14 protein-coding genes are annotated in these 15,887 nt (G+C 67.1%); 8 read left to right on the top strand and 6 right to left on the bottom strand.

From position 1 onward, the window contains the following. Nucleotides 1–100 precede the first annotated feature (100 nt). From QEP15_RS26010 to QEP15_RS21025, 3 genes are all read right to left on the bottom strand, one after another. Entirely contained in the window at nucleotides 101–2,089 is a 1,989-nt protein-coding gene (locus tag QEP15_RS26010) for a tetratricopeptide repeat protein (RefSeq protein ID WP_280147996.1), read from the bottom strand. Nucleotides 2,090–2,172: 83 nt separating this feature from the next. Then, entirely contained in the window at nucleotides 2,173–3,531 is a 1,359-nt protein-coding gene (locus tag QEP15_RS21030) for an ATP-binding protein (protein WP_152382504.1), read from the bottom strand. Further along, nucleotides 3,528–4,199, bottom strand: coding sequence for a response regulator (locus tag QEP15_RS21025; RefSeq protein WP_063955380.1), 672 nt, complete (start codon nucleotides 4,197–4,199; stop codon nucleotides 3,528–3,530). Before QEP15_RS21025 ends, QEP15_RS21030 begins: the two co-directional genes overlap by 4 nt. Before the next feature lie 127 nt (nucleotides 4,200–4,326). Here QEP15_RS21025 and QEP15_RS21020 point away from each other — a divergent pair, with 127 nt between their 5' ends. From QEP15_RS21020 to QEP15_RS21000, 5 genes are read left to right on the top strand one after another with little or no spacing between them, the layout of a single operon-like run. Continuing rightward, nucleotides 4,327–4,953, top strand: a complete 627-nt coding sequence (locus QEP15_RS21020; RefSeq protein WP_280147995.1) for a thermostable hemolysin — start codon at nucleotides 4,327–4,329, stop codon at nucleotides 4,951–4,953. Continuing rightward, nucleotides 4,950–6,443, top strand: coding sequence for an AMP-binding protein (locus QEP15_RS21015; RefSeq protein WP_280147994.1), 1,494 nt, complete (start codon nucleotides 4,950–4,952; stop codon nucleotides 6,441–6,443). Before QEP15_RS21020 ends, QEP15_RS21015 begins: the two co-directional genes overlap by 4 nt. Beyond that, nucleotides 6,440–7,111, top strand: a complete 672-nt coding sequence (locus QEP15_RS21010; protein ID WP_280147993.1) for an iron-containing redox enzyme family protein — start codon at nucleotides 6,440–6,442, stop codon at nucleotides 7,109–7,111. Before QEP15_RS21015 ends, QEP15_RS21010 begins: the two co-directional genes overlap by 4 nt. After that, nucleotides 7,108–7,917, top strand: coding sequence for an SDR family oxidoreductase (locus QEP15_RS21005; protein WP_175155245.1), 810 nt, complete (start codon nucleotides 7,108–7,110; stop codon nucleotides 7,915–7,917). Before QEP15_RS21010 ends, QEP15_RS21005 begins: the two co-directional genes overlap by 4 nt. A gap of 2 nt (nucleotides 7,918–7,919) precedes the next feature. Beyond that, entirely contained in the window at nucleotides 7,920–8,579 is a 660-nt protein-coding gene (locus QEP15_RS21000) for a tetratricopeptide repeat protein (protein ID WP_152382500.1), read from the top strand. 13 nt (nucleotides 8,580–8,592) lie between these two features. On the opposite strand, the gene QEP15_RS20995 is transcribed toward QEP15_RS21000, so the two are convergent. Further along, nucleotides 8,593–9,456, bottom strand: a complete 864-nt coding sequence (locus QEP15_RS20995; RefSeq protein ID WP_416372788.1) for a prephenate dehydratase — start codon at nucleotides 9,454–9,456, stop codon at nucleotides 8,593–8,595. Nucleotides 9,457–9,734: 278 nt separating this feature from the next. On the opposite strand from QEP15_RS20995, the gene QEP15_RS20990 reads away from it, so the two are divergent. Together QEP15_RS20990 and QEP15_RS20985 are read left to right on the top strand one after the other, a co-directional pair. Further along, entirely contained in the window at nucleotides 9,735–11,369 is a 1,635-nt protein-coding gene (locus tag QEP15_RS20990) for a thiamine pyrophosphate-binding protein (RefSeq protein WP_280147992.1), read from the top strand. A gap of 63 nt (nucleotides 11,370–11,432) precedes the next feature. Further along, nucleotides 11,433–12,434, top strand: a complete 1,002-nt coding sequence (locus QEP15_RS20985; RefSeq protein ID WP_280147991.1) for a Bug family tripartite tricarboxylate transporter substrate binding protein — start codon at nucleotides 11,433–11,435, stop codon at nucleotides 12,432–12,434. Here QEP15_RS20985 and QEP15_RS20980 read toward each other — a convergent pair. Further along, nucleotides 12,431–13,393, bottom strand: a complete 963-nt coding sequence (locus QEP15_RS20980) for a LysR family transcriptional regulator (RefSeq protein WP_280147990.1) — start codon at nucleotides 13,391–13,393, stop codon at nucleotides 12,431–12,433. The genes QEP15_RS20985 and QEP15_RS20980 overlap by 4 nt on opposite strands. A gap of 119 nt (nucleotides 13,394–13,512) precedes the next feature. Here QEP15_RS20980 and QEP15_RS20975 point away from each other — a divergent pair, with 119 nt between their 5' ends. Continuing rightward, a complete protein-coding gene (locus QEP15_RS20975; protein WP_056325830.1) occupies nucleotides 13,513–15,042 on the top strand; it encodes a CoA-acylating methylmalonate-semialdehyde dehydrogenase in 1,530 nt (509 codons plus the stop codon). A gap of 74 nt (nucleotides 15,043–15,116) precedes the next feature. Here QEP15_RS20975 and QEP15_RS20970 read toward each other — a convergent pair whose 3' ends face one another. After that, complete coding sequence (locus tag QEP15_RS20970) at nucleotides 15,117–15,866, bottom strand: sulfite exporter TauE/SafE family protein (protein WP_128827573.1); 750 nt, start codon at nucleotides 15,864–15,866, stop codon at nucleotides 15,117–15,119. Between the last annotated feature and the right edge of the window lie 21 nt (nucleotides 15,867–15,887).

The raw sequence follows: 15,887 nt of genomic DNA, 5'->3' as shown, positions 1-15,887 counted from the left end.
GATGGCGCGGTCTCAAAGGCCGCAATAATGCCGAAATTCAGGCCTATTTCCGGTTGACACTGGGGGCGTGCCGGCTTGCGCGCCGGTTGCGCCCGCATGTTCAGGCCTGGCCGCGGTGAAACCGGCTTTCCAGCGCCTGGCCCACGTCGTGCATGACCGGCTTCCAATCGCCCGGCGCGGGCTGGCGAAACAATTGCAGCGACGGATACCAGGGGGAGTCGGACCGCTGCAGCAGCCAGCGCCAGTCGGGCAGGAAAGGCAGCAGCACCCAGGCGGGCCGATTCAATGCGCCGGCCAGATGCACGGGAGACGAATCGACCGAGACGAGCAGGTCGGCCAGGGACAGGATCGCGGCGGTGTCCTCGAAGTCGGCGATCTCGGCATCCAGCGGCACGATGTTCATGCCGGGCGGGGCCGTGGCGGCCTGGGCTGCGGCAGGCCCTTTCTGGATGGCCAGGTACGTGATGCCGGGCACGGCCAGGGGCGCCATGTCCGCCAAGGCAAGAGACCGGTTGGCGTCGTTCGAATGCGTGGGCCTGCCTGCCCAGGCCAGCGCCACCCATGGCCGTGGCAAGCCGGTCAGCCGCTTGCGCCATTTCTCGACGCGTGCCGCATCGGCTGACAGGTAGCCGACCTGGCCCGGCAGGTCGGCCATGCGCAGGCCGATCGCCATGGGCAGGGACATCAGTTCGCAGTGCTGGTCGAACGGCGGGGGGATCTGTCCGCGCGGGAAGGCGTCCGGGCCGACGAGGCGCCGGGCGAAGGACAGCAGGTCGGGATGGACTTCCAGCACGACGCGCGCGCCGCTGCGGGCACGGGCCGCGTCGATCAGGCGCATGAATTGCAGCGTGTCGCCGTACCCCTGCTCGTCATGAATGAGCAGCGTCTGACCCGCGATGCGGCTGCCGTCCCAGCGCGGCCGCTGCACCTTGCGGTCCATCGCCGCGGTATGGGAAAGGCTGTAGCGCCAACGGTATTCCGTCCAGCCGCGCTCGAAATCCCCTTGCAGCAAGCGCGTTTCGGCCAGGTCGAATCGGGCGGACAGGTTGCCGGGCATGGCGGTGGCGAGCATGGCCTGAATGTCAGCGGCTTCCTGAACGCGCCCTTGAAATTTCACTGCCAGACCGAGAAGGCGCCAAAGTACGGCGGGAGCGCCGCGCGGGTCCATGTTCTCGCGCAGTAGCCGCTCGGCTTCGGCGTTCTGTCGCTCAGTCAGCAGATCGCGGACGCGGCGTGCCAAGTCTTCCAAGTCTTGCGCTTCGGCTGTTGCAGCCTGCGAGCCGCATGCCGTCCGCAGGCGCGTGCGCAGTTCAAGCGCCTGCGGATGGCTGGGCGCGAAGGCCAGCAGCGCTTCGGTCCATTGCAGCGCTTGCGCGGGCCGCGACCGCGCCGCTTCGATTTCCGCCAGATTGATGTACGCGTTCGCCAGGCGCGGGTTGCATTCGATGGCGCGCTGCCCGGCGTTTGCCGCGGCCTCGTAATCGCCCAGTTCGCGCAGCACGAAGGCAAGGTTGCTGTGCGCCTCGGCGTAGTCGCCGCGCAATGCGAGCGCCTGGACGTAATGCTGACGCGCTTCGTCCAGGCGATTCACGCCCGTGTACGCGTTGCCGAGATTGTTGAGGGCCTCGGGGCTGTGCGGCTGAAGTTGCGCCACCCGTTCAAGACACTCGACGCTGTCGGCGTGGCGCCCGGATTCCTGCAGGATGATTCCCAGGTTGTTCCACGCCATGACCAGCCCGGGCTCTCGTTGCGTGGCATGGCGCGCGGCGGCCTCGCCTTCAGCGAGCAGGCCTTGCTGCCGGCAGATTTCAGCCAGGTTGCCGAAGTAGACCGCCGGCGCGGCGTCGGTCCGGCAAGCGTGCCGCAGCAGGTCGAGCGCCAGCGCGGGCTGGCCGTGCGTGTGCGCGATCAGGCCCAGCAGGTGGGAGGCATCGACCTGTCCTGGCGATGCGGCCAGAATGCGGCGGCACAGGATCTCTGCCTGGGCCGCCTGTCCGGCGTTCCAATGGGCGTGGGCCTGTTGCAGGGCTTCGCGCAGCGAAAGCTGCGTGCCTGTCGTTGGCGGTGGCGGTGCGGGCGTGGAGGCCATGGTCAGACCAGCGGCCGCCGTCCGGGCCGGCCTGAAGGGAAACGTGAAGCGCAGATTCTAGTGCCTTCGCGCGGGCTTGCCATCTACGCGCCGCGGCGTATCGTCACCCGCAGGCCCGGGCCGAAGTCGCTTTGCGCATCGCGCATGGCGAATGCGATGCGCATGCCGTGCGCATGGGCGATGCGGCGGGCGATGGAGACGCCCAGGCCGCTGCCGGCTTCCTCGTTGCCGGCCGCGCGAAGGAACCGGTCGCCCAGCCGTGGCAGCACCTCGGGCGCAACGCCCGGCCCCTGGTCGTCGACCGATATTTGCGAGGGCGAGAACGCCAGACGCACCCGGCCATGGCGCGGGCCGTACCGGATGGCGTTGTCCAGGATGTTTTTCAGCATGATGACCAGCGCGTCGGCATCGCCGGCCATGGGCAGCGGCAGCACGCCCGGCGCGGGCCATTCCACCGCGATGTCCACGTCCCGCCGGTTGGCGATCCAGAGGCAGTCGCTGACGGCCTGCTCGGCCACGCGGCCCCAGTCGACAGCACTGCCGAAGTCCGTGTGATTGGCATTGTCCAGTCGCGCCATCGTCAGCAGCTGCGAGACCAGCCGGTCCAGCCGCTCCATCCCGCGCGTCACGCTGGTTTGCGCCTGTTGCAGGGCCTGCGGGTCTTGCGTGCGCCGCATCACATCCCACTGCGCCCGCACGGCAGCCAGCGGCGTGCGCAGCTCGTGCGCCGCATCCGCGGTCAGCCGGCGCTCTTGTTCGATCAGCGTACCGACCCGCGCAAGCAGGCCATTCATGGACGTTATCAGCGGCGTGAGCTCGCCCGGCACGCCGGACAGCGGCAAGGGCTTGGCGTCGTCCGGGCTGCGCCGTTCCAGGTCGGACGACAGCCTGCGCACGGGGGCCATCGCCTGGCGCACCGCGTAGATCAGCAGTGCGATCAGCACCGGCAGGCCCAACAGCCACGGCAGGATCTGCCCGGCCACGTAGGCGATCACGAGGTCGTCGCGTTCTCCGATGCGCTGTCCCACGCCGACCCGCGTCTGGCCCGAGGGATCGTCCAGATAAAAGAGGCGCCAGCGTTCGCCGTTGACGATGCTTTCCGCAAACCCTTCGCGGTCTTCGTTGCGAGGAAACTGCAGGGCTTCGGGGTCGAGCACCAAGGGGGCTTGCGAGCCGCGCCATATCGCCACGGACAGGTCGCCAAGGCCCGCATCGCCGGCGCTGTCCGACGCGGGCAACTGGGCGCGCGCCGGCTGCGTCTGGGCGGAAGGCGGGATCAGCGCGGATATGGCGATGGTCTGCTGCGCCAGGCGCACCATGTCGGTGTCGTAGAGCTCGTTGATCTCGTGGGCGGCGCGCCAGTACGTGCCGGCGATGGTGATGAGCCACGCGACTGGCGCCGCCAGCAGCACGGCAATGATCAGGCGGCGTTGCAATGTCATGAGTCGGCTTCCACCTGGCCCAGCGCGTAGCCCGACCCCCGCACGGTGCGCACGATCTTCGGATGGATCTTCTTGCGCAGATGATGCACGAAAACCTCCAGCGCATTGCTTTCGAGTTCGGCTTCCCAGTCGTAGAGCTTGTCGCGGATAAAGTCGCGCGTCAGCACGCGATTCGGATGTGTCAGGAACAGTTCCAGCAGCAGCGCTTCGCGCGTCGTGAGGTCGACCTTCTGGCCTTTCCAGTGCACTTCGTGGAGAGCTGGGTGGTAGTCGAGATCGCCGTGGCGCCAGACGGGTTCGGGTTTGCCGGCCACGCGCCGCGTGACCGCCCGCAGGCGTGCCGCCAGTTCATCCAGGGTGATGGGCTTGATGAGGTAATCGTCCGCGCCGGCATCCAGGCCCGCGATGCGGCTAGAGACCGCTTCGCGCGCCGTCAGGATGACAACCGGCACGGTGCGCCCTTCGCGGCGCCAGCGGTTGAGCAGCGACACGCCGTCTTCGCCCGGCAGGCCAAGATCGAGGACTACGGCGTCGTAGTGCACAACGCTGATCGCCTGGTCGCCTTCCCGGCTGCTGGAGAACCAATCGACGGCATAGCCCAGAAGCCGTAAGCCGGATTTAATACCATCGCCAATGAGCGGGTCGTCTTCAATGATGAGAATTCTCATTTATCGTCTTCTCGCCGTGCAGGATTGAAATTAACACCGCCCGGGTGGTTAATTGCTCATTAAGGTTCCATGCCTAAGCTGCGCTCCATCGTATCGGGAAAATCAGTTCCTAAGCATGGAATACCGCATGCCCCACAACAAATGTTTCGCCCCGTCCGCCTGGACGGCGATGGCCGCGCGGCCTCGGGCCATGCCCGCCACGCTGCACATCCATCCCATCGAGGATCCGATGCGCGCGCGGATCGAGTCCTACATTCACCAACGTTATCAACAGCGCTTCGGCGCCCGGCTGACCGAGTGGCTGCCCACGCTGGTCAGCGTGCAGCGCGACGGCGAGATCCTGGCGGCGGCGGGCTATCGCAGCGCGAACGATCCGCTTTTTCTGGAACGCTACCTGTCCGCGCCCATCGAGCAATACGTGCGCGATCAAGGCGCGCCGGTTGCGCGCAGTCTCATCGTTGAAGCCGGGCAGTTCGCCGCCGTGCGTCCCGGCGGCGGCAGGTTGCTGGTGCCGCTTCTGGCACGGCATCTGCACGCCGAGGGCTTTGATTGGGCGGTCAGCACGCTCACCATCGAACTGCACCATCTGTTCCAGCGAATGGGGTTGGCGCATCAGCCGATCTCGGCGGCCACCTCGGACCACCTGAACGAAGCCGAACGCAAGGACTGGGGCAATTACTACGCGCATGCGCCGACGGTGTTCGCGGGGCGGCTCAATGCCATTCTTGGCCGCCTTCCGGAGCTGGACGTATGAACGTGTCCCGCTTTTTCTCGCTGTTGAGGGAACCTGCCCGCGCGCGTGCCGTTGCGGTCCAGACCCAGTCAGAGGGATTGGACTACGCGGCGCTGCTCGCCCGCGTGGACTCGCTTGCCGGCGACCTCGCGGCGCGCGGGGCGACGGTCGTGGCCTCGCTGATGGACAACGGTCTTGAGTGGATCGTGTTGGATCTGGCCTGTCTTCAAGCGGACGTGGTGCACGTGCCCCTGCCGCTGTTCTTCACGCCGGGCCAGTGGCGCGAGACCCTGGACGCCGCAGGCGTGAACGCCGTCGTCGGACCTGCGTCATTGCAGCCCATGTTGCAGGCCTTCGGTTTTGAGATCGCCGCGCAATGGCAGGGTCACACAGCGCTGTTCCGGCGCGCTTTCGCCAAGGTGCCATTGCCCGCCGGCACGGCGAAGATCACCTTTACGTCCGGGTCGACCGGCAGCCCGAAGGGCGTGTGCCTGGGCGCGGACCAGATGCTCGCGGTGGCGGGGGGGCTTGCAGCCGCCACGCGGCCGCTAGGCATCGTGCGCCATTTCACGGCGCTGCCCCTGCCCGTGCTGCTGGAGAACATCGCGGGCGTCTACGCGCCCCTGATCGAGGGCGCGGCGATCTGCGTCAATCCCTTGAAGGACATCGGGCTCCAGGGATCGTCGCGCTTCGATCCGGCCGTGTTTCACCAGGCCCTAGTGGCGGGCCGCGCGCAAAGCGTCATCGTGCTGCCGCAGATGTTGCGCGCTTATGCGGGCTGGCTGCGGGCGGCGGGCCTCGCAGGCCCCGGCACGCTGCGCTTCGTTGCGGTGGGCGGGGCGGCGGTGGGAACCGACCTGCTGGAATACGCCCGCTCGCTGGGGATACCCGCCTATGAAGGCTACGGGCTGTCGGAGGCCTGCTCGGTGCAGACCCTGAACCTGCCCGCCGCGGACTGTCCCGGCTCGGCGGGCCGCCCCTTGCCGCATGCGCGCGTGCGCGTCGCTGCCGACGGTGAAATCGAGGTGGCCGGCGCGCTGGCGCTGGGCTATCTGGGGCAGCCCGCGATGCCCTCGACATGGCTGCCGACAGGCGACCTGGGCCGCATCGACGATGCCGGATTCCTGCATATCCGCGGTCGAAAGAAGAATGTGCTGATTACCGGATACGGACGCAATGTGTCGCCCGAATGGGTCGAGCTGCGCCTGGCGAACCAGCCCGTCATCGCGCACTGCGTGGTGTTGGGCGAAGGCCAGGCAGCGCTGGGCGCCGTGATCTGGCCGCTGGGCGATCCCAGCGACAGCGCCATTCAAGCGTGCGTCGACCAGGTCAACCAGGGGCTGCCGGATTATGCCCGGATCGGATCCTGGATGCGCGCGCGGGCCGAGTTCTCTGCCACCAGCGGCCTGGCAACGGTGAACGGGCGTCCGCGCCGGCAGGCCGTCGCCGAATTGCACGCCGATCTCTTTTCCGCGGGTTACCGCTCACCTATCGATGTAGACCCATCATGACCTTTTTCGAACAGTTGCTTGATCAGACGCGCGAGGCCCGGGAGTCCCTGGTGGCCACGCCCATCATCCAGGATTGCCTGCGCGGCCAGGTCGCGCGGCCCGCCTATGCGGCGTTTCTGCGCGAGGCCTATCACCACGTCAGCCACACCGTGCCGCTGATGCACGCGTGCCGCGCGCGCATGCCGGCACGACTGGCATGGATGCTGCCCGCGATCGATGAATACATCGAGGAGGAGACCGGCCACGATGCCTGGATCCTCAATGACCTGCGTGCGCTGGGACACGATGCGGACGAGGTTCGCCGCGCCGGACCCGGGCCGGCCACCGAAATCATGGTGGCTTACGCCTACGACACCATCGCGCGCAAGAATCCGGTGGGATTCTTCGGCATGGTGCACGTGCTGGAGGGCACCAGCGTCACGCTGGCCTTGAACGCCGCGGACCAGATCCAGCGCGCGCTGGCGCTGCCGCCAAGCGCCTTCAGCTATCTGCGATCCCACGGCACGCTGGACCAGGAGCACACCGCGCATTTCGCCGATCTGGTCAACCGCCTGGACGACGACGCCGACCGCGCCGCCGTGGTCCATGCCGCCAACATGTTCTACGGGCTTTATGGGGCGATCTTCCGTTCCCTGCCGCGCTCGTCTTCGCAAGGACAAGGCGCATGAGCCCGCGCGATGCCTCCGTCGTGTTGACGGGCGCCGCGGGCGGCCTCGGAAGCGCGATTGCGCGCCGGCTCTTCGACGAAGGCGCGAGTCTGCTGCTGGTCGGCCGCAGCGAAGCGCCCTTGCTGGCGCTGGCGCAGTCGCTGAGCGCCGGGGCGCGCGACCGGTCGCGTGTGGACGCGCTGGTGGTGGACGTGACCACCGACGCCGGCCGCAACGCGGTCATCGATGCCGCCGGCGCCCGCAATGCCAACGTGCTCATCAACAATGCGGCGCTGGCCGCGTTCGGACCCGCGCAATCCCTGCAGACCGAAGCGCTGCGCCAGCTCATGGACACGAATGTCGTCGCGCCCATGATGCTGACCGCCGGCATGCTGCCGCAGTTGCTGGCGCAGCCGCGCGCACAGGTGCTGAACATCGGATCGACGCTGGGCAGTCTGGGCGTGCCGGGGTTCTCGGCCTATGCGGCAAGCAAGGCCGCGCTTCGGATGTACTCCGAAGCCTTGCGCCGCGAGCTGGCCGACTCGTCCGTCCGGGTGCAGTACTACGCGCCCCGGGCCATCGACACGCCGTTCAACTCGCCCGAAGTGCTGGCGTTCAACAAAGAAACCGATTCGGCCAGCGATAGCCCGGAAGAAATCGCAGAGGCGGTATCGCGCATGCTGCAAAGCGAATCGCGCCAACGCTTCGCGGGCGGAATCGAATCCGTGGCGGCACGGCTGAATGGTCTTTGCCCTGAATGGTTGGACGGCGCGTTTGCGAAGCATCGCCGCGCCTTGATGTCGTTGAAATTTCCTACTGGAGCCTAGTCATGAATCAGAATATCGGCCTGCGCAATGCGGCCGCCGGCTTGCTGGCGGGCGTGGCGTGCTTGTTTTCCACCTTTACCCTCGCGGCGCCCGCCGACATGGACCAGGGTATCCGCGAGCTGCAAAACGGCTGGGCGGACATTCAATACAAGACCCCGCCCAACGATCGCGCCAAGCGCTTCGAGGCACTGTCCAAGCAGGCCCACGACCTGACGCAGCGTTACGCCAACAAAGCCGAACCGCACATCTGGGAAGGCATCATCCTGAGCTCGTGGGCCGGCGCCAAGGGCGGCATGGGGGCGCTCAGCCTGGCGAAACAGGCCAAGGCCGAGTACGAAACCGCCATCCAGATCGACAGCAAGGCGCTGGACGGGTCCGCGCTGAACAGCCTGGGCGTGCTGTATTACAAGGTGCCCGGCTGGCCAGTGGGATTCGGCGACAACAAGCGCGCCGAGGCCTTGCTGCAGCAGGCGTTGACCATCAACCCGGACGGCATCGATCCGAACTACTTCTACGCGGATTATTTGGTGTACCGGAACCGCAAGTCCGAAGCGATTCCCTACCTGGAAAAGGCGCTGAAAGCGCCGCCCCGCCCCGGCCGCGAAGTGGCTGACGAGGGCCGGCGGGAGGAAGTCCGGACACTGATGAAGGAAGCGCGCTGAAGGCGAGGGCGGCTCACTTGCGCGGGTAGGAACCCAGCAACCGGAATTCGGGATGCGCCTTCAAAAGCCCGGCCAGGGGTTCCTGCGCGGCATGGCCCGCGACCTCGACGAGATACCGGTGCGTGTCCAGGGTCTTTTTGCTGGGACGCTCATAGATCGTCAGCACGGCAACGTTGGCCTGCACGAGGGCGCGCAGTGCATCATTAAGGTTGTCGTCCGCGGTCGAGAGCACCAGCGAGGTCTTGTCATGTCCCGTGGGCGCCGGCAGGTCGCGGCCCAGTACCCACCAGCGCGTCACATTGTGCGGTCCTTCCTCGATCCCATCGACCAGCGCGCTCAGCGCATACACGCTGGCGCCCACCTTCGGACCGAACGAGGCCTTGTCGAGGGTGGCGCTTTCCGCAACGGTCTTGGCCGCGGCGCCGCCACTTGCGGACTCGGTGCGCTTCACCGTGGGCATTTCCCGGTCCAGCCAGGGTTTCACTTCCTCGAATGCCACCGGGTGGGCGAACACTTCCTTGATGTCTTGCAGCTTCGCGCCGGGTCGCGCCAGCAGGCTGTAGCCCAGCATCTTGGGGTATTCGCCGACCACCACGGCATTGGGCAGATCCAGCACCGCGTCCAGATAGGGCGTGACGCCAACGACCGACGTCGTCACGGGGACGCACGCCTGGGTCAGCTTGCCCGATGCGTAGCCGGAAAACAGTTCATCGCGCGTGAGCGGGGCAAGCGCGTTGGGCCCGAACAGGTCCAGGCACGCCTGATGCGTCCAGGAGCCCGCGGGCCCCAGGTAACCAATGGAACCGGCAAAGCTGGGGGTCATCGTCATCATCCAGGTCATGAGGCCAACTGCCGCGCCAAGGTGTCTTTTTGCCATGGTGTCGCCTTCGAAGAGGGCCGCGCGACGGCCGCGCAATGTCATGAATCGCCAAGACGGTATGAAACACCAGGCGCGCCGATCTGTATAGAGGGATCCGCTTTCAGCGTGTGAGGTCTGGCCGCCACGCGTCGGCGGGCGCGATCCTTGGTTCAAAAAACATCAACCAAAACGCCGCTGTTACCCGATACACTGAGCCGCAAATGGGTCAAAGAAACATGTCGGATCAATAAAAGGTTGCAAGGCAAAGCCAAGCGCAACCTCGGGGGGAGACAAACGTGCTTGGTTCTGAGTTGATCATTCGCTCGCTGCGTCGGCGGGGCGTCAATACCATTTTCAGCCTCTCCGGCAACCAGATCATGCCGCTATACGATGCCTGTATCGACGCAGGCATCCGCATCATCCACGTCCGGCACGAAGCGGCCGCGGTCTTCATGGCCGATGCGTGGTCGCAGATTACCGGCGAACTCGGCGTGGCGTTGATCACCGCCGCGCCGGGCCTGACCAACGGACTCGCGCCGCTTTATTCGGCCTCGCAGGCGGAAAGCCCGGTGCTGCTCATCTCGGGCGACTCCTCGGTGTCGGAAGACGGCTCTGGCGCGTTCCAGGAACTGGACCAGGTCTCCATCACCCGTCCGCTGACCAAGTTGTCGGTCCGCCCGCGGTCCGCGGCAGAGCTTTGCCCTGCGCTTGAAGCGGCGATCTCGCAGGCGCTTGCGCCGCGTCGCGGCCCCGTCCACCTGGCGTTGCCCTTTGACCTGCTGACCGCCGAATCGGGCATGGCGGACCTTCCCGACGCGCCAGCCGTTCAGCCGGTTGCCTCGGTGGATACTTCCAGCGTGAACCAACTGGCAGACCTGTTGCATTCGGCGCAGCGTCCGCTGGTGCTGGCCGGCCCGACGAGCGCGCGGCCGCAAGGACGTTCCGCGCGCGCGGCAGCCGAAGCCGCGCTGGGGCTGCGCATCATCCCGATGGAAAGCCCCCGCGGGCTGAAAGATCCGTCGCTGGGGGCCTTGGCCGGCATCATCCCAAGCGCCGACCTGATCGTTCTGGCGGGAAAGTGCCTGGACTTCACGCTGGGATTCGGCAGCACCGGCGCCCTGGGGCAAGAGGCCCGCGTCGCGGTCATCGACCCGGACCCCGCGATGCTGGAACGCGCGGGCCGGCTGCTTGGCGCGCGTCTGGTCCTGGCATTGCAGGCCGACCCGGCGGCGGCGCTGGCGGCGGTGGCGGTGGCGCAACCGTCGGCCGAACGCCTTTCGTGGCGCGCCCAGGTCGATGAAGCGCTGCAAAGCCGGACGGTGAAGACGCCGTCCGCACCGACGCAGGGCGCATTGGATCCGCGCGCGCTGTGCGAGACCGTGCAGGCGTTTCTGGCGTCCGCGCCCGATCCGATCCTGATCTGCGACGGCGGCGAGTTCGGCCAATGGGCGCAAGCCTTCTGCCAGGCGCCGGTTCGCATCATCAACGGCATGTCCGGGGCGATCGGCGCAGGGGTCTGTTATGCGATCGCCGCGAAGATCGCGCGGCCCGGCGCCACGGTGGTCGTCATGATGGGCGACGGCACCGCCGGGTTCCACCTGATGGAGCTGGACACGGCGGTGCGCGAAGGCGCGGCGATCACGGCGGTGATCGGCAACGACTTGCGCTGGAACGCCGAGCACCTGATTCAAATGCGCACCTACGGCCCGCAGCGGCTGATCGGGTGCGAGCTTTCTCCGGCGGCTCGCTACCACGATGTCGCCTCGGCGCTGGGCGGCGCGGGGTTTGCGGCGCACGACGCCGCAGGCCTGGCCACCGCCTTGCGCCAGGCCGCCGCCAGCGGCCTGCCAGCCTGCATCAACGTGTCTCTCGCGGGCGAGGCCGCGCCGGTTTTCCACGCAGCATCAATGCAGTCCACGACCGGTCATTGAGCTCAAGGCATCGAGCGTTGCCGCAGTCCGGTTTCGTCCCGTAGAACGACCAGGAGACATCCCATGATCAGCCTCACCGGCATCCGCCCGGGCGGGTCCGCTCGCGCCGCGTTTTGCCTGCTTCTCGCCTGTCCCGGCCTGGCCGCTGCCCAGGCTTACCCTGCCAAACCGATTCAGCTCATCGTCCCTTTCAGCGTGGGCGGCGACGCCGACATGGCGGCCCGCAATCTGTCCGCCGCCGCGCAAGGCGTTCTTGGGCAGCCGGTGGTCGTGGTCAACAAGGCCGGGGCCAACGGCGCGATCGGATCGGCCGCGGTCAAGAATGCAGCGCCCGACGGGTACACGCTGCTGATGGGACGCATCGGTTCCCAGGTCCTCCTGCCCGCGTTGCAGCCCAAGACAACGCCCTATACCTCGAAGGATTTCACGTTCATCGGGCTGCTGGAGCTGAACCCCGTGGTCTGTGTGGTGCATCCGGATAGCACGTACCGGACCATCGGCGATCTGTCCCAGGCATTGAAGGCCAGGCCCGGCAAGCTGAACTACAGCCATTCCGGCCCCGCGACCGTGCAGAACCTTGCCCCGCAACTGTTGCTCAGCAGTCTGGGGCTGAAGCCGGACGCGGCCGTCAGCGTCCCGTACAAGGGCGGCAGCGAGGTGGCCATGGCGGTACTAAGCCGCGATGTGGACTTCGCCTGCAACAACTTGAGCTCGATGACCGGAATTCTTGCGGGTGGAAAGTTGCGCGCCTTGCTGACGACGACGCCGGAACGCCTTGCGCAGTTTCCGGGCATTCCGACCGCACGCGAATCGAATCTGCCGCAGCTCGAGGCCGTCATCGGCTGGAGCGGGCTGTTCGGGCCACCGGGCATGAGCGCCGAAGCGGTGGACAAGTGGGCCTCCGCGCTTCAGCAGATCTCGAAGGACCCGAAGTGGATCGAAGGCAACGCCAACTTCGGCGGCATTCCGCATGTGTTGTCGCCCGCCGATACGGCAAAGTATGTCGATCAGGGCGCCACCATTTATGCCGAGCTGGTGGCCAAGGCGGGGTTGCAGGTCAATTAGCCATGGGCATGCGGGGCGATGCCGGCCGCCAGGCCTTCGGCGGCCGGAATCGCCTGGCGCAGATACTGGACGAACGAGGTCACGGTCAGGGGCACGCGCGGCGTGTAGGGCCTGACGGCATAGAGCCGTTCGGCATAGTCGCCGACGACGCGCCATCCTGGCAGAACCTCGACCAGCGTGCCGCACTGCAGCGCCTGGCCCGCGCTGAAATCCGGAAGCAGCGCGATGCCGACCGAGCCGGCGGCCGCCTCGCGCAGGACTTCACTGTTGTTGGCCGTGAAGCTGCCGCGCACCGGCACGGCGATGCGCTTGTCCCCGTCCAGCGATTCGAACGACCAGGTCGCGCCGCCGCTGCGGCGCAGGTAGTGCAGGCAATTGTGGCCCTCCAGATCCGTGGGCGTGCGTGGCGTGCCATGTGCCGACAGATACTGCGGCGTGGCGACGAGCACCGAGCGCGTCTCGCAGATCAACGAGGCGACATGGGTGTCGGGCACGCCGGCGACATGCCGGATCGCCAGGTCGAATCCCTCGGTGGCCAGGGAAGCCAGGTGGTCGCTCAGCTCAAGCTGAATCCGGACGTCCGGAAAGCGCGCAAGGAAACCGGGTATCAGCGGCGCGATGACCTGGCGTCCCAAGGCGACGGGCGCCGTCACGGACAACACGCCGCGCGGGCCGTCGGACAAGTCGCGGACCGCGGAGAATCCCGCTTCGATGCGCTGGTAGGCCGACGCGGTGTGGTCGACCAGGCTTGCCCCCGCCTCGGTCAGGCTGACACTGCGCGTGGTTCGCCGCACGAGGGGAACGCCGGCCGCCTGCTCCAGTTCCACGATGCGCTGGCTGACCGACGCCTTGCTGATCTGCAGCCGGCGCGCGGCGGCCGTGAAGTTTCCCGTGTCGGCCAGCACGCCCAGGCAGTGAATGTGCGACCACAGGTCTTCCAGGCGTCTTGTCTTTGTCATGCCAATTTCCATTGTTCAGAACCGCAAACACTGATTCCAGCCTTCTGGTCTCGACGCGCGGTGGGCGAAACGACATAGTGCCAGCACCCGCACTTCACGCTTGAGCACAGGAGAACACCATGCATGCAACCCCGCGCAGCGCCGGCGAATCCATTGCCGGACACTTTATCGCCGGAAGCCGCGTCGATGGGACAGGCGCGCGCCAGCCCATCTTCAATCCGGCCACGGGCGCCGTCACCCGTCACGTCACGCTGGCCACGCCCGACGAGGTGCAGCGCGCGGTAGCCAGCGCGCAAGCCGCCTTTCCGGCGTGGGCCGACACGCCGCCGATCCGCCGTGCGCGCGTGTTGTTCAGATTTCTTGAACTGCTGAACCGCCACCGCGACGAGCTCGCTCACCTGATCACCGCCGAGCACGGCAAGGTGTTCAGCGATGCGCAAGGCGAAGTCGCGCGCGGCATCGACATTGTGGAGTTCGCTTGCGGCATTCCGCAACTGCTCAAGGGCGCGCATACCGAACAGGTTTCCACCGGCATCGACAACTGGACGTTGCGCCAGCCGCTGGGCGTCGTGGCCGGCATCACGCCTTTCAATTTTCCGGTGATGGTGCCGATGTGGATGTTTCCGGTTGCGATCGCCGCAGGCAACACGTTCGTGCTCAAGCCCAGCCCGACGGATCCCAGTGCGTCGCTGCGCATCGCCGAACTGCTGCGCGAGGCAGGTCTGCCCGATGGCGTGTTCAACGTGGTGCAGGGCGACAAGGTCGCCGTGGACGCGCTGCTCACGCATCCCGGCGTGAAGGCGGTTAGCTTTGTCGGATCCACGCCGATCGCCAACTACATCTATGAGACGGGCGCCCGCCTGGGCAAGCGCGTGCAGGCGCTGGGCGGCGCGAAGAACCATATGGTGGTGATGCCCGATGCCGATATCGACCAGGCCGTGGATGCCTTGATCGGCGCCGGCTACGGATCGGCGGGTGAGCGGTGCATGGCGATCAGCGTGGCCGTGCTGGTGGGCGACGTGGCCGACCGCCTGCTGCCCAGGCTGATCGAGCGCACGAAGGCCTTGAAGGTGCTGGACGGCGAGAACCCGGCCGCCGAAATGGGACCGATCGTGACCCGCGCCGCGCACGAGCGCATCAGCGGCTACATCGCGCAGGGAGAAGCGGAGGGCGCGAAGCTGCTGGTCGATGGCCGAGGCTTCAACGGCACGCAGGCAGGCGAGGGGTGCGGCGACGGCTTCTGGATGGGCGGCACGTTGTTCGACCACGTCACGCCCGACATGCGCATCTACAAGGAAGAAATCTTCGGTCCGGTCCTGGGCTGCGTGCGGGTCAAGGACCTGAAGGAAGCCGTGGATCTCATCAACGCGCATGAGTTCGGCAATGGCGTCGCGTGCTTTACGCGGGACGGCAACGTGGCGCGCGAATTCGGCCGGCGCATCGAGGTCGGCATGGTAGGCATCAATGTGCCCATTCCCGTCCCGATGGCCTGGCACGGCTTTGGCGGCTGGAAGCGCAGCCTTTTTGGCGACATGCATGCCTACGGCGAAGAAGGCGTGCGCTTCTACACCCGCCAGAAGTCGATCATGCAGCGCTGGCCGGAGAGCATCGGCAAGGGCGCGGAGTTCGCGATGCCGACGGCGAAGTGATCGTGGCGGCGGGCGGCGGGCACGCGGCCGCCCGCCCGCGCCGCGGGCCGCCTGCCCGCGCGGCGCAATGCCGCTCATGCGGGCGACATCCACCCGCGGTAGATCGCGCCGGCGCCCGCGATCGCAAGCAGCACGAAGATGGATCGCTTCAGCAGTTCGGGAGAGACGCGCGTTCTGAAGCGCGAGCCGGCGTACAGGCCGATGAGCGCGACGGGCAGGAGCACGGCGGCGGCGCGCAGGATGTCCGGATTGGAGTACATCCCCGCGGCCCCGAACGCGGCCGCCCGCACGATCCCGCTCAGCAGGATCACGACCGAAATGGTTGCCCGGAATTGCTCCAGCGCGTCCAGGCGTCGCGAGAGGTAGATCGTGTAAATGGGGCCGCCGGTGCCGAACAGCGCGCTGAAGACGCCGCCGAACACCCCGAACGGAAACGCCCAGAAGGGCTTGAGCGGCGGCTTGGCGCCGCCCCGGGCGCCTCGCAGGCCCTGGATGCACACGACCAGCACGAACGCGCCCAGAAGGATCAGGGGCCAGCGGGCCCCGGCGTCGCGCAGCAGCGTGACACCCAGCGCGATGCCCAGCAGCATCCAGGGCAGCAAACGCTTGAACTCGGCCAGGCTGACGCGTCTCCAGTTTCTGCCGCCGACCAATGCCGTGCAGGTCAGGTCAAACAGCACGACCAGCGGCACGGCCAGTTGCAGGGGAATGAATTGGACCAGCACGGGCACGGCGACCATGGCCGCGCCGAATCCCGTCATCCCGAAGACCGTGTAGGCGACGAAGATGACGGGGATGACAAACGCAAGCGATTCGGTGGGCATGGGGGGAAACAGCACCTCGAT

The sequence above is a fragment of the Achromobacter mucicolens genome, from assembly GCF_029866465.1.
In the GTDB taxonomy this organism is placed as follows: domain Bacteria; phylum Pseudomonadota; class Gammaproteobacteria; order Burkholderiales; family Burkholderiaceae_B; genus Achromobacter; species Achromobacter mucicolens.
This window is presented reverse-complemented; position numbering and strand designations above follow the sequence as displayed.

Bases quoted from the DNA above. Each gene is read 5' to 3' on its own strand.
- QEP15_RS20995 (WP_416372788.1), bottom strand. From the start codon at position 9,456: ATGGCAAAAAGACACCTTGGCGCGGCAGTTGGCCTCATGACCTGGATG.
- QEP15_RS21020 (WP_280147995.1), top strand. From the start codon at position 4,327: ATGCCCCACAACAAATGTTTCGCCCCGTCCGCCTGGACGGCGATGGCC.
- QEP15_RS20980 (WP_280147990.1), bottom strand. From the start codon at position 13,393: ATGACAAAGACAAGACGCCTGGAAGACCTGTGGTCGCACATTCACTGC.
- QEP15_RS21000 (WP_152382500.1), top strand. From the start codon at position 7,920: ATGAATCAGAATATCGGCCTGCGCAATGCGGCCGCCGGCTTGCTGGCG.
- QEP15_RS20975 (WP_056325830.1), top strand. From the start codon at position 13,513: ATGCATGCAACCCCGCGCAGCGCCGGCGAATCCATTGCCGGACACTTT.
- QEP15_RS21015 (WP_280147994.1), top strand. From the start codon at position 4,950: ATGAACGTGTCCCGCTTTTTCTCGCTGTTGAGGGAACCTGCCCGCGCG.
- QEP15_RS21025 (WP_063955380.1), bottom strand. From the start codon at position 4,199: ATGAGAATTCTCATCATTGAAGACGACCCGCTCATTGGCGATGGTATT.
- QEP15_RS21005 (WP_175155245.1), top strand. From the start codon at position 7,108: ATGAGCCCGCGCGATGCCTCCGTCGTGTTGACGGGCGCCGCGGGCGGC.
- QEP15_RS20970 (WP_128827573.1), bottom strand. From the start codon at position 15,866: ATGCCCACCGAATCGCTTGCGTTTGTCATCCCCGTCATCTTCGTCGCC.
- QEP15_RS26010 (WP_280147996.1), bottom strand. From the start codon at position 2,089: ATGGCCTCCACGCCCGCACCGCCACCGCCAACGACAGGCACGCAGCTT.
- QEP15_RS21030 (WP_152382504.1), bottom strand. From the start codon at position 3,531: ATGACATTGCAACGCCGCCTGATCATTGCCGTGCTGCTGGCGGCGCCA.
- QEP15_RS20985 (WP_280147991.1), top strand. From the start codon at position 11,433: ATGATCAGCCTCACCGGCATCCGCCCGGGCGGGTCCGCTCGCGCCGCG.
- QEP15_RS21010 (WP_280147993.1), top strand. From the start codon at position 6,440: ATGACCTTTTTCGAACAGTTGCTTGATCAGACGCGCGAGGCCCGGGAG.